The sequence below is a fragment of the Stappia albiluteola genome (assembly GCF_014050225.1).
GTDB lineage: Bacteria > Pseudomonadota > Alphaproteobacteria > Rhizobiales > Stappiaceae > Hongsoonwoonella > Hongsoonwoonella albiluteola.
The window spans coordinates 14,842-29,238 of record NZ_JACFXV010000006.1 but is presented as its reverse complement, the minus strand read 5'-3'; the positions used below and the strand labels follow the sequence as shown (position 1 = coordinate 29,238).

The following is a 14,397-nucleotide window of genomic DNA, read 5'->3' as shown; positions in this document are numbered from 1 at the left end:
TGGGATGTGTTGTTGAAAGGTGATGTGCTCCCGCTAAGCGCCCTCGACTTGGTTTAGAATTTTCCGCGACGATTTTCCTGGTTGGGAAGGAGCGGAAGAACATGAAGGCATCGAATTTTTTGGATGCGCAGAAGGCGTTCATCGTGAAGCGCGGAGATGAAGGCGTCCCTGTCGAGGAGATTTGCCATGAGGCAGGTATCAACTAGGCAACCTATTTCAACTGGCGCAAGAAGTATGCAGGTCCGACGCCTTTGCGAATGCGCAATCGCTCGGTATCCCGCCTCTTGAGTTCGATAGCTGCGATGCGGGAGGGAGGATTTACATCCGTATGTGCTCTATCTCAGCATACGTCGCAATGTATCGTCTCTATCAATGAAGTGATGTTTGAATGCCGCTATCGCATGTAGCGTGATCAGCGCCATAAATGCCTTGCCGCCCCAATTGTGAATCAGGTGCCAATTGACGCCGAAATCGGGAAGGAGAGGAATTTTGTATCCGAACCAGCGCGCGGGTTGAATGCCAAGCGAAAGTCGGACGTGTTCAGTGTATGCCAGCCAGCCTGACAAGGGCAAGAAAACCATTCCGGCATACAAGAGTACGTGTGCACAGCGGATTCCAAGAACCGCAATGCTGTTGTTGGCAACTGGCGGTGGCGCAGGATGCCTGAACCGCCAGATGAGCCTCGCGCAAACCAACAGGAACAAAACCAGACCAAGACTTGCATGGAGCGACGGAAGGAAACGAGACTGATGATCTCCCATCGTCAGTTCACCAGCAACCAGGAGGCCAACGAACGGAACCGCCATCAGCCAGTGCAGTAGAATTGCTGTGCGCGTATATGCGTTCAAGTGGGCACCTTGACGATTGCCATGCTTGCCACGCCCCTCCTTGGCTGGCCGATTTTCACGGTCGACGATCAGGACCAGCATCTCGTTTGGGATAGTGGCCAGCTGGCGCTTTTTCCCCCCAACTGGACACTTCCAAGCAGGCGCGTCAACCTCTTAAATGCCAGTGTGGTTACCCGCGAGGGGGCCGTCACTCGAATGGAACGCAACTTCGGGTCACTGCGATTGTCGTTGCAAACAGTGCCAAGGGGTTGTGGCCGCTAGGCGCGACCAGCTTAATTCCACCGATGCGAGGCGAATCATCTGAAGCTTCCGCAACGATGAAGCGGCTAAACGTGAAGGCGGCCCCGGCAGGCACCGTGACCGCCTGATCGCACTCGCGCTGACAAGCGCATCGTTTTCATGAATATCTTTGGCGTCTACCTCAACGTTAAGCTTGAGAGCGATCCGCCTCCCCTTTGACGATTCCGAAACATCCGGGTCACCCCGCCATATCAAGCGCCTGCCCGATCGGACGGGGGCCGCGCACTTCCTGGGCCTCCTGCAACTTGCCACCGATCGCCAAGGCCTCGCCGCGCTCCAGATGCCCGCTGCACATCCCTGTCAGCGGCGGTCGAGACTGCAGCTGACGCCCCTCGCAGAAATCGAGCGCGTCCTCCGCCGAGAGAGGCTTGTGGCGTGGTGTCCGGTAAGGACAGCGCATGATTAGACCGGTATCATATTCCTTCCGCTTGATGGGACCGCCCGTAGTAAGCCGCAATCGGCGGGCGTCATAGGGACCACAGATGGTGACATCACCACAATAAACTCATCTGGCGCCGTTACGTCACCACGCCATAGAGATCATCCTTGTATTTGGAATGCAGTAGTATGATATCTTGCTCACCTCCGCCGTCGCAATTACGGGACAGATCGGGGCTCCTGCAAATCTGTTTTCCGTGCCCCCGGCATCAGCACCATCGCGAATGGCCGTAAGCCTCACTCGAGAGGCACTCTTAAATTGTCTCATCCCGACAAAGAATGAATTGTGCCAGTGGTTGGGCCACAAGGCCAAGTACGAATAGCCAGGTTAGATTTCCGCCCCCACTTGCCAACGCTGATCGCGTTCAGTCAGATGAACATTACTGTTAGAATTACTGAAAACCACCGTAGCTGGAAATCATACCACGTGCTCTATACAATCGTGCTCGCAGTCTCTGCATTTCTCGCCACCGCCCTGCTTCACCTGGGCGCATTACGATGGTGTTCAGGAAGCATGGCCGCAGTTCCTCTGGCTCCCCCGGCGCGCGTATTGGCGGTCACTGCCTTGCTCTTCGCCGTCCACCTGGCAGAAATCACGCTCTACGCCACTGCTTATGCCTTGGCTGAGCACGGGTTTTTGATCGGCAGCTTTGTTGGCGAGCCGATCATGGCGCCGCTCGACTACTTCTACTTCTCGGCGACGACCTACACCTCGCTCGGCGTCGGAGATATCTTCCCCACCAGGCATATGCGGTTTCTGACCGGGGTCGAAGCGCTGAACGGCCTTCTACTCATCGCTTGGTCGGCCTCGTTCCTGTTTGGGCTGATGAATCGCGTTTGGGAGTGGCAGCCCTGCGTCCGCCCGGGACGCTGAGAGACGCCGGCGGACAACGCTTCACTCAGTCTTCCTAGTGCCGGTCGTCAAGGTGATCAGGGCAATGACTGCGGAGAGCCCCGAACCGGCGAGTACCGCCAGTTTGGCGGTATCGGTCAGCAGCGGATCGTGAAACGCTATCGTCACGATGAACAGGCTCATCGTGAAGCCGAGCCCGGCGAGCAGGGCAGTCGCCGCGATATCGCGCGCGGTTACCCCGGCAGGTAAGGACCCGAAGCCGAGGCGAACCGCGAGCAGCGTGCCCGCAAGCACCCCTGCGGGCTTGCCGAATACGAGGGCCGCGGCGATGCCAAGTGCCACTGAATCGGTGGCCAGTGCCGGGTGCGCAAACTCGAGCGGAACGCCTCCGTTGAAGAACGCGAAGACCGGCACGACGAAAAAAAGGGCAACCGGGGAAATGCGCCGTTCAGTGTGTGAGGCCGAATGGGCTGGAAAGGCCGAGAGCGGCAGTGACAACCCGACCACAGCACCCGCCACAGCTCCTTCTAGGCCCGTCGCGACGAGCCCGAACCACAATACCACTCCGGCCAGAAGATAAGGTGCGAGACGGGTGTGCAGGCATCGGTTTAGGCCGAGCAGACCCAAGAGGCCAGTGGCGATGACGGCCAGCGGCCAGACCGCCTCGATCTCGCCATAGAAGAGCGCGATCACGATCACCGCCCCCAGATCGTCGAAAATGGCAGCGGTCGTTACGAATGCGATGATACCGGGCACTAACCGACCTCCAAACAGCGATAAGAATCCGAGGACCAGGACGATATCGGTGGCAATCGGGATCGCCCAGCCGCCGAGTTTCACGGGATCGAAGTAATTGAACGTAGTGTAGACTGCCGCTGGAAGGATCATGCCGCCGAGCGCCGCGGCAGCCGGAATCGCAGCGGCGCCGGGAGATGCGAGAGCGCCGGTGGTCATCTCGTGCTTGGTGTGCAGGCCGATCTGGAAGAAAAAGACCGTCAGCAGTCCTTGGTTAATCCAGTCGATCAATGGCGCTTCGACCTGAAGCGGGGGCAGGCCCAGCCTCAACGGATAGTGGTGCAGGAAGGCATAGCTCTCCGCCAGAGACGAATTCGCCGCGACCATGCCCAGTGCGATTGCCACGAGCATCGCCGTGCCTGCTCGACGTCCGTCCCGAACTGCATGCGATAAGGGCGCCGTCACCGGTGAACTCCGTCGCGCCGCGGTGCCAGCCAGCGCGACAGGAAGACCCATTCGAAGATGAACACTACCGCAATTGCCGAAACCGCAAAGGCAACGATGGCCGGATCGCTTCTAAGCTTCATGACCGTGAAAGCCACGAGGACCGAGGCGTCGGAGGCGAGCGCCACCAAAAGCACAGGCCCCCTGGCACCTACTTCCTGTTGGCGAAACCGCCAGACGCCGAAATGCACGACCATGTCCATCACAAGGTAGAAAAAGACCCCGAGTGACGCGATCCGGCTGAGATCGAAGAGCACAGCCAACGTCGATGCGATCACGACTGTGTAGACGAGCGTGTGCCGCTGGATCGGCCCCGACATGCCGAAGTGGCTGTGTGGGATCATTTCCATGTCAGTCAGCATCGCCAGCATTCGTGACACCGCGAAGACGCTGGCGAGCACCGCCGAGGCCGTAGCCACGACCGCCAAAAAGACTGTGAGCAGGAACCCCACTTTGCCCAGCGCGGGTTCGGCGGCCTCGGCAAGGGAATAGTCGCGGGCGGCGATGATTTCGTCGATGGTCAGGCTCGATCCCACGCCGAAAGCCACCAGAAGATAGACCGCGACGCAAAGGGCAATCGAGATCGTGATCGCGCGCCCAACACTACGGTGCGGATCGGTGATTTCCGCGCCGCTGTTCGTGATCGTAGTGAACCCCTTGAAGGCGAGGATCGCCAGAGCCACCGAGGCGATGAAACCCGTCGCACCAAAACTGTCGCCCCTCGGCGAGGTCGCCGCAACGCCGAACCCACTCGACCACAGCGCCGCGACCCCGAAGAGCGCGATGCCACCGATCTTGATGGCCGCCATGACCAGCGAAAAAAGGCCGATCGACCGGTTTCCCGCGATGTTCACCAGAAAAGCGAAGAGGATCACCGCCACGGCGAGGATCGGCACCAGCGGCCCGCCGTCGATGTCAAAGGGCCGCAAGAGATAGGTGGCGAAGGTTCGCGCGACGAGGCTTTCGGCGATGACCATGCTAAGCGCCATGAGCAACGCGGCACCGGCGGCGATCGCCCCGGGCCCATAGCATTTCTGCAGGATCATCGCGATCCCACCTGCCGACGGCCAGACGTTCGACATCTTGACGTAACTGTAGGCGCTGAACCCGGTGATGATCGCGCCAATTATGAAGGCAAGCGGAAAGAACGGCCCGGCGAGTTCCGCGATCTGGCCGGTCAGCGCGAATATCCCCGCCCCGATCATCACTCCGGTACCCATGGCGACGGCTCCGCCCAGTGTAATCGAACCGGCCTTGTAGCCCTCATTGCTATGACGATGTTTCAATATGCTCCCTCACCTCACTCAGCATTCTCTAGTGACCTTTCCCTGACGTAGCATTGGAAGCCGAATTGGTCATATCCGCCGACGATGGTATTTGGACGCTCCAGACTGCCGCCCCACTGTTCTTCGGGCGGAAAGTCGAGAGTGAACCAAGTCGCAGTACAAAGCGCGCCTTCGCCGTGACGCAGGGAGATTTCAGCAATCAAGCAACCAGCGCAGTCGACAGCCACGGTATTCAACCTCGCCGCAACCTCTCGCGAGTTATAGCCCGGGAGACCAAATGGTATGCACGGGAACCCATCGGTGGCCACTTTCAGTCGTTTGACCGGATTGGACATTATCGTGCGCGCGAGCGCCAATGGCCCCAATCTCCAGACCCGATAGGTATCCCAGGCGATCTCCCAAATGAGCTTTTGGCTCTCCGCCTCCGCCCTTTCACGCGCCTTGAACGTGCGGTGGAGCGCCAGCGTTTGAACTGCAAAGCGGGTTGTCAGGACCGTTCCCAAGTTTGGCGCGACAGACAAATCTGCCTTCGTTGTGTCACACCTGACCCGTGTTTCAGCCAGAACCTCCGGAGCGTCGTCTCTGAAATCGGTTCGGCAAAGACCGCGAGTGCCTTTGAATACCACAGGCGTATTGCCGCTCCGACCGCCCGTGCAAGCTTCGCGACAAAACTGGGCATCACCGATATTTTAAGAACGATGCCCCTCCCGCGCGCCATCGGAGGCGCGGATGTCGATCGCGCGGCCCGAGAGCCACGACGCTGAGGGCCCCTCGAGCAAATGGCGGCGCCGAAAAATTAGTTCGACCTACCACCGGTCGTTAGGCCTGTGCAGAGCCATCAGCATTTGCCCGATATCGCCCGTTCCGCCGGCCAGGACGAGCCTGTCTGGCGCCCGAGCGGAACCGCAACCCCTTCTTTCTCCCTGAATGCCCTTCGCCCTACTCGTCTTCATGCTCCATCAGTTCGGTGATTTTTTCCGGAATATCCTCCTTGCTGAATGTCTTCTGCTCATCGGCATCGTGAACGAAAGCGATGATCGAGGCCAATTCGTCGCCAGTCAGCTCGATTTGGCCGCCCAATTCGTCCTGCTGCATCATCACCATCGCTTCGGCGCCTCGCCACATCCGCGCGGCGAATTCGAACGGGTTCATCGGCATGTCCATATATTCGGCGTCGAGCGACCGGGCATCCTCGCCACCTATGCCGTTGACGGAATGGCAGACGACGCACCCCTTCGAGGCAAAGAGCCGCCGGCCCTCGGCGGCGTCCATGCGGGGCATCGTCAGGCCCGGCGCCATCATTTCAGTCATGCCATGACCGTGTTCGCTGGCGACGGCCTGCGACGCGACACCCGCAACGAGGATCAAAGCAGTACAAATCGATCATTTTGTCATTTGTTCCTCCATTTTTTCACGGCTTTCCAAATCATCCGATCGTCAGATCGCCGCGACGATTTCGGCCAGCATGTTGCGCGGCTTACCCGCCACAACCAGTAGCTCGGCGTTATCGATGGCCGACACTTCGATATCAGAGGCGGATTCGCGCAGAGCCACGTTGCAGGGCAGCATCGCACCGACCTTCGCCTCCCTTGGCAGATCGAGTTCGCTCATGGTCACGCCCCCGAATAAGCGGTAGTGAGCCCCACCAAGATCAGAAAGAGGATCATCCAGATCCCGTCGCGCCCCGTTGCGAAACCATCGATTACGTCTTTTTCTCTTTCTCAACCTGCTTTGGTCCGGCCAGGCTGTCGCGCAGTCCAGCCAGGGATAAATGCGGGCACGGTCGCGGCATAGCGGTCCCAAGCCTCTCCGAAGTGCGCCCGGCTGTCGGCTTCCTCGCTGCGGGCGAGGCGCGCATACATCCACACCAACACCGGAAACATCGCGAGGGTGAGCAACGTCGGCCATTGCACGAGGAAACCGGCCATGATCAGCACGAAGCCGACATATTGCGGGTGCCTGATGCGGGCATATGGCCCGGTCACCGCCAGCCGGCCGGCCCTCTGCGCCGCCCAGAGATGATGCCAAGCCACCGAGATCAGCCAGAATCCCGCGCCGATCAGCGCGAAACTTAGCAGATGGAATGGCCCGAAATGCGGATTCGCTCGCCAACCGAGGATCATTTCCGGCAGGTGCCCGCTGTCATGGGCGAACCAGTCGACCCTGGGCCAGTTCGATTGCAGCCATCCCGACAGAAAGAAGATCGTCAGCGGAAAGCCGTACATCTCGGCAAACAGCGCAACAATGAAGGCGCTGAACGCGCCGAAGCTGCGCCAGTCGCGCGACGTCCGTGGCTTGAAGAAGCTGAATGCGAAGAGGATGAAGACCGCCGAGTTGATAAAAACAAGCAGCCATAGGCCGTAGGAGGCACCCGGTTCGGTCATGACTTGTCACCACCTGAGCCGTGGCTTCCATGCCCGCCATGGCCCCCGTGCATGAAGAAATGCATCCCAACGCAGATTAGGAGCGGTAGCCAGAGAAGCCATTCGCTGGCGAGGATGTGTACACGATGCTCAAAAGCCAGAAGCAGACCACCGAGGGCCAACGCGACAATCAAGTACGCCCCGGTTCGCGACCGCCAGAAGGACGGCGGCTGCGGCCTATCGTGAGGTGCGACACCCGGATTCAATGGATCGTTCATGGCGCGACTCCTTTCTGCTTGCGATGATGGGCGGGCGGGCAAAGCTGCGGCAACGTTGACGCTAACGTGCGGCTCGACTTTTCAACCGATGCCTTTCCGGACCAGGCAACCCAAGGCTGCCGCTGACCTGTGCCGCCCGATCAGTGCCAATTTCCCATCGCACTTGTGACGCCCCCACCCCACCGTCATATTTTCACCCCGCGCAGGCGGAGCGAATTCAGCACTACCGAGATCGACGAGGCGCTCATCGCGAAGGCGGCGAAGATCGGGCCGATCAGGATCCCGAGAAACGGATAAAGGAACCCGGCCGCGACCGGCACGCCGGAGGCGTTGTAGATCAGCGCAAAGAACAGGTTCTGGCGAATGTTGCGCATGGTGGCGCGGGCCAGACGCCGGGCGCGGACGATGCCATCGAGGTTACCTTTGACCAGCGTGATGCCCGCGCTTTCGATCGCGACGTCGGCGCCGGTGCCCATGGCAATGCCGACATCGGCTTGCGCGAGCGCGGGCGCATCGTTCACGCCGTCGCCGGCCATGGCGACCTTGCGGCCCTGCCCCTGCAGCTCCTTGATGATCCGCACCTTGTCCTCGGGCAGCACGTCGGCACGGATCTCATCGATACCGAGCCGCGCGGCCACGGCGCGGGCAGTGCGTTCGTTGTCGCCGGTCGCCATTATGATGCGAAAACCCAACTCGTGCAGCGCGGTCAGTGCCGCGGGCGTGGTCTCCTTCACCGGATCGGCCACGCTGACGAGGCCCGCCACAGCGCCCTCGACCACCACGAACATGACCGTCTCGCCCTGGTCGCGGCGGGCGTTCGCATGGTCGCTCAGCGCACCGGGTTCGATGCCAAGGTCACGGATCATGGCAAGGTTACCGAGCGCCACGGAGTGGCCGTCCACGCGGCCCTTGACGCCCTTGCCAGTCACGGCCTCGAAGTCCTCGGCTTCGCCCAAGGCAACACCGCGCTCCTCGGCCCCGGCGACGATCGCCTCAGCCAGCGGGTGCTCCGAGCCCTTCTCCAGCGTCGCCGCGAGCCGCAGCACATCGGCCTCGCCGTGCCCCGGTTCGGGCAGCACGGCGACAAGTTCTGGCTTGCCCAAGGTCAGCGTGCCGGTCTTGTCGACGATCAATGTATCGATCTTCTCGAACCGCTCCAGCGCCTCGGCGTTCTTGATCAAAACGCCGGCCTGCGCACCCCGCCCCGTCGCTGTCATGATCGACATAGGCGTGGCCAGTCCAAGCGCGCAGGGGCAGGCGATGATCAGCACCGCCACCGCCGAGACCAGCGCATAGGCAAAGGCCGGATCCGGACCCCAGATCGCCCAGGCAATGAAAGACAGGATCGCGACGCCGATCACTGCGGGCACGAACTTGCCGGCCACCATGTCGGCCCATTTCTGGATCGGCGCGCGCGAACGCTGTGCTGTCGAGACCATCTCGACGATCTGCGCCAGCATCGTGTCCGATCCCACGCGCGTGGCCTCCATGATCAGGCTGCCGGCGCCATTGATCGTGGCGCCTGTCACCTTGTCGCCGACCACTTTCTCGACCGGGATCGGCTCTCCGGTGATCATGCTTTCGTCGATCGAGGAGCGGCCCTCGGCCACCACGCCATCGACTGGCACCTTGTCGCCAGGCCGCACGCGAATGCGGTCACCCACCTGAACTTGTTCCAGCGGCACCTCTTCCTCGCGGCCGTCCGCGCGGATCACCCGCGCCGTCCTGGCGGCCAGATCGAGAAGCGCGCGGATCGCTTTGCCGGTTCCTTCGCGGGCGCGCAATTCCATCACCTGACCCAGAAGCACCAGCGTGACGATCACCGCCGCGGCTTCGAAATAGACGCCGACCGCCCCGGTATCGGGGTCGCGGAACCCGTCGGGAAAGATCCCCGGCGCGACCACCGCGACGATGGAATAGGCGTAGGCTGCGCTTACCCCCATGCCGATCAGGCTGAACATGTTGAGGTTCATGGTGCGGAACGATATCCAGCCGCGTACGAAGAACGGCCAGCCTGACCACAGGATCACTGGCGTGGCGATCAGGACTTCGAGCCAGAGCGAGGTTCGTTCTCCGAAGAAATCGCGGATTACCATGATCCCCAGGTAAGGCGACATGGTCAGGATCAGGAGCGGTACGGTTAGCGCCGTCCCGACCCAGAAACGGCGTGTGAAATCGAGGAGTTCGGGGTTCGGGCGCTCGTCGGCCATCGCCGCATTTTCAAGCTCCAGACCCATGCCGCATATCGGGCAGGACCCAGGCTCGGTCCGACGCACTTCAGGGTGCATAGGGCAAGTATAGACCGCGCCGCTCCAGCCGGCGGGGACTTCATCAAGGTCGCCCCTCCTTGCCAGACCATGTCCGTGCTGAGCATGTTCGTGGTGACGGTGCGCGTATTCATGCCCGGCATGGGCCGAGACCCTGCTCTCGGGCACGAGATGCATTCCGCATTTCGGGCAATCGCCCGGCTCCCCTTGCCTGATCTCAGGGTGCATCGTGCAGGTCCAGACCGTGGGCTCGTTTTCAGCGTGGCTGCGGCTATCGTTCATGGCGTGACCTACATGTTATGGGGACGATAGGTTATTCCGTTGGCTTTCTGCAGTTCGCGGACATAGGCGATGATTTCATCCACCTCGGCGCGGTTCACCTTCTGCGGCGGCATATTCCCGAAGGGCCAGTGATGCTGGCGCACGCCATTGGCGGCTGCGAAATAGAAGGCTTCGTCGGAGTGGTGGCCCGGATTGTAGATATCGTGGACCAGCGGTGGGCCCTGTTCGGTTCCAAGAGCATTCCGGCCATGACAAGCGGCACAGACCGCGTCGAAAACACGCTTGCCTTCTGCCGCTTCGGTGGACAGTTGAGGGACGACGAGCGCTGAGGTGCTTACCGCTGCAGGGGTCGAGCTTCTGGAGGGCATGAAGCTCTGGTACCCTGCTACCAGGGCTCCTATGCCGAAAAACCCCAGAACGAAATTCCTTGCGAGATTGCTCGACTTCTTCAAGACCTGATCTCCTTTGCTAGACCTTCAAATGCGGCCGCTTGGATCGCCGCAGCGAGGCATTCGGCGACTGAAATGGCGTTGGAAGGGTGCGGGATCGTATCGGTGGTGACGACGCGCGCCGCCCCGGCCGTCAGAATGTCATCGAAAGCGCGGTCGGAAAAAACCGCGTGGATGAGAACGCAGACCGGCGGCTTGGCGCCGGCCGCCAGCACCCGTTCGACGGCTCGCACCATCGTTCGACCGGACGAGGCGATGTCGTCGAGGATCACCGGTGTGCCTCGGCTGAGATCGGCGCCTTCCGGCGCGCTCACCTCGACCTGCCGGTCACCGATTCGCCTCTTGCGCAGCACCTCGTAGGCGAGACCTGCCATTTGGGCGACGTCGGCAACCCATTGCTGGCTTTCGCTATCAGGCCCAAGCAAGATTGCGTCAGGCACTTCAGATGCGACCCACGCCGCGATGAGCGATGCGGACGGAACGCGGACGGTCGGCATCGGAAAGACATCGTCGAGCTGGGCAATTCGGTGGAGGTGCGGATCGACGGTCACGAGCCACTCGAAACTTTCGCCGAGAAACTGCGCGAAAAGCAGCGCGCTGATCGCCTGACCGGCCTCGAAACGGCGATCTTGGCGCATGTAGCCCAGATATGGTGCGACCAGTCCAACACGCACCGCACCCAATTCGCGCGCAGTCGCTGCAGCAAACCGCAACGGCAGCGCCAACCGATCCGGATCACGCAGGCTGGCGACGAGGGCGATCTCGGCACCGGAAAGACCATCCGGCAGCGTCACCAGGCTCTCGCCATCTGGAAAGCGATGCAGATCGAGCGGTAGTACCTGGGCATCTAGGTGGCGGGCGATGCCGTTTGCCAGCGACGTCATGCCGGGAAGCGGGACGAGGATCATGGCGTCACCTCGCGGATCGGCATGACCTCGGGGTGGGCCTCCGCATAGGCGCGCGCATAGGCCAGTTCGCCTCGTGTGGCTGCGTGGATTGTGTAGAGCGGCTGGCCGGCCTCCACCCTGTCGCCAAGCCGGCTATCGAGCCGGATGCCTGCGCACTTCTGGCGCGGGGCGCCGGCAAGCTTGGCGATGCGCGCTATGATCCGGTTGTCGATGGTCTCCAGCATGCCCGCGCGCGGAGCAATGATCTCGTGTCGCGCAGGCGCGGCTTCGGGCTCGCGGAATCCGCCCTGGGCAGCGCAGATCATCATGAACTTCGCCTCGGCCGCACCGCTGTCGAGCAGTGCCGCGGCCCGGGCGCGGCCTTTGCCATGCACTCCCGACGCAATGTCGAGCAACCCACCGGCGAGGTCGAGCGCTCGTGATCGAAGGTCCATCGGCGCATCTGCCTGGCGCCGCAATACCGCCAGAACATCTGCCGCCTCGAGCGCAGGGCCGATGCCGCGCCCGACCGGGCCGGCGCCATCGCTGATATGCAGGGTCACATCCAGCCCCATCCGTCGACCGACGGCCAAGAGCCGCGCCCCGAGCGCGTCCGCCGCAGAGCGGCTGCGCACCTTGGCGGTCGGTCCGACCGGCATATCGATCAGGACATGACTCGATCCCACCGCCGCCTTTTTCGACAGCACGCTCGCCACGAGCTGGCCGGTGGAATCGAGATCGAGGGGGCGTTCGATACGAATAAAGTGATCATCCGCCGGGCTGAGGTTCAGCGCGCCGCCCCATACGACGCAGCCACCCACGGCCTCAACGACCTTGCGCAACGCCGCCGCATCCAGATCGACCGGTGCCATGACCTCCATCGTGTCAGCGGTACCTGCAGGCGAGGTGATGGCACGGCTCGAGGTCTTGGGGATCAATTCTCCTGCCGCAGCAACGATGGCGACCACAATCGGCGTCGTGCGGTTGCCCGGCAACCCGCCGACACAATGCTTGTCGAGCACCCGGCGCCCTTCCCAGTCGAGCCGATCGCCCGCGTCCAGCATCGCCCGGGTCAACGCCTCCGTCTCGACCTCGTCGAGCCTGTCGCCGGTGCAGGCGGTGAGGAAAGCGGCGAGCTCGATCTCCGACAGCCGGTTGTCGAGCGTGTCGCGCACGACGACGGCGAAATCTCGCCCAGCGAGACGTTCCCCGTAGGCCTTGGCCCGAATGCGGGTGGCCGAGGCAGCGGGCTCGGGATGCGAGAAACGCCCGCGGTCCCCCGGCCGTGCGCCAAGCGCAGACCAGGCCGAAACCGAGAGCGCCGCCTGATCAACCTTCAGCCACCCGCCCGTCGCCACCACATTCAAGGTGGCGACAATCCACCGCTCGCCCAGGTCGATCCGAACACGGGTCTGGGCGGCGAAGCCCTCGGCGCGGCAGATGTGGCAATCCTCGGCCATGTAGACCACCGGTTGGCGATAGGTGTCGATTCGAGCTGGGACAAGGGAGAGCGTCTGGGTCATCGCGGACGATCCAGCCAGATAGTGTCGAGATGTTCCGGTGCGCGCGCCGCCCAGCCGAGTTCGTGCTCGATCCTTTCGCGCAGGGTATCGGCGGCCGAAGGTTCGCCATGGGTGACATAGGTCATGGCGGGTGGTCGCGGCGCGCTGCCCATCCAGCGCAGGATCTCGTCTGCGTCTGCATGACCCGAGAAACTCTGAAGTTGAACAACCTCGGCCGCGATCGGAACTTCGCGCCCGAACATGCGCAGATTTCTCGCTCCATCTGCCAGCGCAGCGCCTCGCGTACCGCCAGCCTGAAAACCGGACAGAAGGATCGTATTGCGGCGGTCCGGACCGAAGCTGACCAGATGGTGCAGAATGCGCCCTCCCGTCAGCATGCCGCTGGCCGAAACGATGATCATTGGACCCCGACGAGTGTTGAGTTCCTTCGATTGCTCGACCGTTTGCACGCGCTTGGCCAGTTGGAACATGGCCAGGCAGTCTTCCCGAGATACGTGATGCTCGTCATGATGGCGGTGATAGATCTCGGTCGCATCGACAGACATTGGGCTGTTAAGAAAAACGGGCACGCGCGGGATCTCGCCGCGCTTCATCAGCCGTGCAACGTGGTACATCAGCCCCTGCGCGCGGCCGACCGCGAAGGATGGGATCAGGACCGTCCCGCCACGAGCGAAAGTGCGCTTGAGGATCGGCGCAAGTTCTGCCTCTGGGTCGATATCCGGATGGCTGCGATTGCCGTAAGTCGATTCGCAGACAAGCACATCCGCGCCGCCGAAAGATGCGGGCGGCCGCATCAGTGGATCGGGGACGTGACCCAGATCACCGCTGAAATGCACGACCCGGTTCCCGATCTCGAGCCGGATCTGCGCTGCACCCAAAAGATGCCCCGCCGGGAGGAATGTGGCGCCAATACCGTCGCCGAGATCAAGGCGCTCACCGAAGGCAATCGGATCCAGCCGTTCGAGCGCCGCCTCGGCGTCCTTCAACGTGTAGAGGGGCGTCGGTTTCTTGTGCCTGGAATAGCCCTTGCGTACGGCATAGCGGGCCTCTTCCTCCTGCAAATGTCCGCTGTCGGGAAGGATCAGGCTGCAAAGCTCGGCCGTCGCCTCGGTACAGGTGACGCGCCCGGCATAGCCCGCCCGGATCAGGGCGGGGAGGTAACCGGTATGATCGAGATGTGCGTGCGTGAGAAGCACTGCGTCGATGATGCTCGGACGCGCCGGGAACGGCTTGCGGTTACGGTCGCGCAGGGTCTTGAAGCCCTGAAACAGACCGCAATCGACGAGAAGGCGGCGCGGGCCGGTCTCGATCAGATAGCGCGCCCCGGTGACGGTGCCGGCGGCTCCGAGGAAGCGCAAAGCGTTTCGCTTGTCCGATGGCATCC

Annotated in this window: 14 protein-coding genes; 1 reads left to right on the top strand and 13 read right to left on the bottom strand. The window is 62.0% G+C overall.

Features of this window, described 5'->3' with window-relative positions; translation table 11 throughout:
* Window positions 1-335: 335 nt before the first annotated feature.
* Window positions 336-929 (bottom strand): cytochrome b, encoded by a 594-nt coding sequence (locus tag H2509_RS00160; protein ID WP_182161068.1) that lies wholly within the window; start codon window positions 927-929, stop codon window positions 336-338.
* Between the two features lie 1,084 nt (window positions 930-2,013).
* Here H2509_RS00160 and H2509_RS21040 point away from each other — a divergent pair.
* On the top strand, window positions 2,014-2,460 hold the full coding sequence (locus H2509_RS21040; RefSeq protein ID WP_209001704.1) for an ion channel: 447 nt from the start codon (window positions 2,014-2,016) through the stop codon (window positions 2,458-2,460).
* A 21-nt stretch (window positions 2,461-2,481) separates the two neighbouring features.
* Here the strand turns inward: H2509_RS21040 and nhaA are convergent, their stop codons facing one another.
* From nhaA to H2509_RS00095, 12 genes are all read right to left on the bottom strand, one after another.
* Entirely contained in the window at window positions 2,482-3,690 is a 1,209-nt protein-coding gene (gene nhaA, locus H2509_RS00150; RefSeq protein ID WP_268925572.1) for a Na+/H+ antiporter NhaA, read from the bottom strand.
* The gene (locus H2509_RS00145; RefSeq protein ID WP_235974566.1) at window positions 3,636-4,964 is read right to left on the bottom strand and encodes an APC family permease; all 1,329 of its coding nucleotides are present in this window, start codon (window positions 4,962-4,964) and stop codon (window positions 3,636-3,638) included. The genes nhaA and H2509_RS00145 overlap by 55 nt, the downstream gene beginning before the upstream one ends.
* A gap of 14 nt (window positions 4,965-4,978) precedes the next feature.
* Window positions 4,979-5,485: a hypothetical protein gene (locus tag H2509_RS00140; RefSeq protein ID WP_182161064.1), complete on the bottom strand. Its 507-nt coding sequence runs from the start codon at window positions 5,483-5,485 to the stop codon at window positions 4,979-4,981.
* A gap of 418 nt (window positions 5,486-5,903) precedes the next feature.
* Window positions 5,904-6,275 carry a c-type cytochrome gene (locus tag H2509_RS00135; protein WP_182161062.1) on the bottom strand — a complete coding sequence of 124 codons (372 nt, stop codon included), beginning with the start codon at window positions 6,273-6,275 and terminating at the stop codon, window positions 5,904-5,906.
* Window positions 6,276-6,401: 126 nt separating this feature from the next.
* Complete coding sequence (locus H2509_RS00130; protein ID WP_182161060.1) at window positions 6,402-6,575, bottom strand: DUF302 domain-containing protein; 174 nt, start codon at window positions 6,573-6,575, stop codon at window positions 6,402-6,404.
* Between the two features lie 110 nt (window positions 6,576-6,685).
* The gene (locus tag H2509_RS00125; RefSeq protein WP_182161058.1) at window positions 6,686-7,348 is read right to left on the bottom strand and encodes a methyltransferase family protein; all 663 of its coding nucleotides are present in this window, start codon (window positions 7,346-7,348) and stop codon (window positions 6,686-6,688) included.
* Window positions 7,345-7,605, bottom strand: coding sequence for a DUF2933 domain-containing protein (locus tag H2509_RS00120; RefSeq protein ID WP_182161056.1), 261 nt, complete (start codon window positions 7,603-7,605; stop codon window positions 7,345-7,347). Before H2509_RS00120 ends, H2509_RS00125 begins: the two co-directional genes overlap by 4 nt.
* Before the next feature lie 185 nt (window positions 7,606-7,790).
* Entirely contained in the window at window positions 7,791-10,154 is a 2,364-nt protein-coding gene (locus H2509_RS00115; protein WP_182161054.1) for a copper-transporting P-type ATPase, read from the bottom strand.
* An 8-nt stretch (window positions 10,155-10,162) separates the two neighbouring features.
* Complete coding sequence (locus H2509_RS00110) at window positions 10,163-10,606, bottom strand: c-type cytochrome (protein ID WP_235974564.1); 444 nt, start codon at window positions 10,604-10,606, stop codon at window positions 10,163-10,165.
* Window positions 10,603-11,511: a ribose-phosphate diphosphokinase gene (locus tag H2509_RS00105; protein WP_182161052.1), complete on the bottom strand. Its 909-nt coding sequence runs from the start codon at window positions 11,509-11,511 to the stop codon at window positions 10,603-10,605. The genes H2509_RS00110 and H2509_RS00105 overlap by 4 nt, the downstream gene beginning before the upstream one ends.
* Window positions 11,508-13,013, bottom strand: coding sequence for a thymidine phosphorylase family protein (locus H2509_RS00100; RefSeq protein ID WP_182161050.1), 1,506 nt, complete (start codon window positions 13,011-13,013; stop codon window positions 11,508-11,510). Before H2509_RS00100 ends, H2509_RS00105 begins: the two co-directional genes overlap by 4 nt.
* Window positions 13,010-14,395 (bottom strand): MBL fold metallo-hydrolase RNA specificity domain-containing protein, encoded by a 1,386-nt coding sequence (locus H2509_RS00095; RefSeq protein ID WP_182161048.1) that lies wholly within the window; start codon window positions 14,393-14,395, stop codon window positions 13,010-13,012. The genes H2509_RS00100 and H2509_RS00095 overlap by 4 nt, the downstream gene beginning before the upstream one ends.
* Between the last annotated feature and the right edge of the window lie 2 nt (window positions 14,396-14,397).

Excerpts from the sequence above, each read along its gene's own strand:
- H2509_RS00160 (WP_182161068.1), bottom strand. The coding sequence starts at position 929 with ATGCTGGTCCTGATCGTCGACCGTGAAAATCGGCCAGCCAAGGAGGGG.
- nhaA (WP_268925572.1), bottom strand. The coding sequence starts at position 3,690 with ATGGGTCTTCCTGTCGCGCTGGCTGGCACCGCGGCGCGACGGAGTTCA.
- H2509_RS00135 (WP_182161062.1), bottom strand. The coding sequence starts at position 6,275 with ATGACTGAAATGATGGCGCCGGGCCTGACGATGCCCCGCATGGACGCC.
- H2509_RS00130 (WP_182161060.1), bottom strand. The coding sequence starts at position 6,575 with ATGAGCGAACTCGATCTGCCAAGGGAGGCGAAGGTCGGTGCGATGCTG.
- H2509_RS00125 (WP_182161058.1), bottom strand. The coding sequence starts at position 7,348 with ATGACCGAACCGGGTGCCTCCTACGGCCTATGGCTGCTTGTTTTTATC.
- H2509_RS00120 (WP_182161056.1), bottom strand. The coding sequence starts at position 7,605 with ATGAACGATCCATTGAATCCGGGTGTCGCACCTCACGATAGGCCGCAG.
- H2509_RS00115 (WP_182161054.1), bottom strand. The coding sequence starts at position 10,154 with ATGAACGATAGCCGCAGCCACGCTGAAAACGAGCCCACGGTCTGGACC.
- H2509_RS00105 (WP_182161052.1), bottom strand. The coding sequence starts at position 11,511 with ATGATCCTCGTCCCGCTTCCCGGCATGACGTCGCTGGCAAACGGCATC.
- H2509_RS00100 (WP_182161050.1), bottom strand. The coding sequence starts at position 13,013 with ATGACCCAGACGCTCTCCCTTGTCCCAGCTCGAATCGACACCTATCGC.
- H2509_RS00095 (WP_182161048.1), bottom strand. The coding sequence starts at position 14,395 with ATGCCATCGGACAAGCGAAACGCTTTGCGCTTCCTCGGAGCCGCCGGC.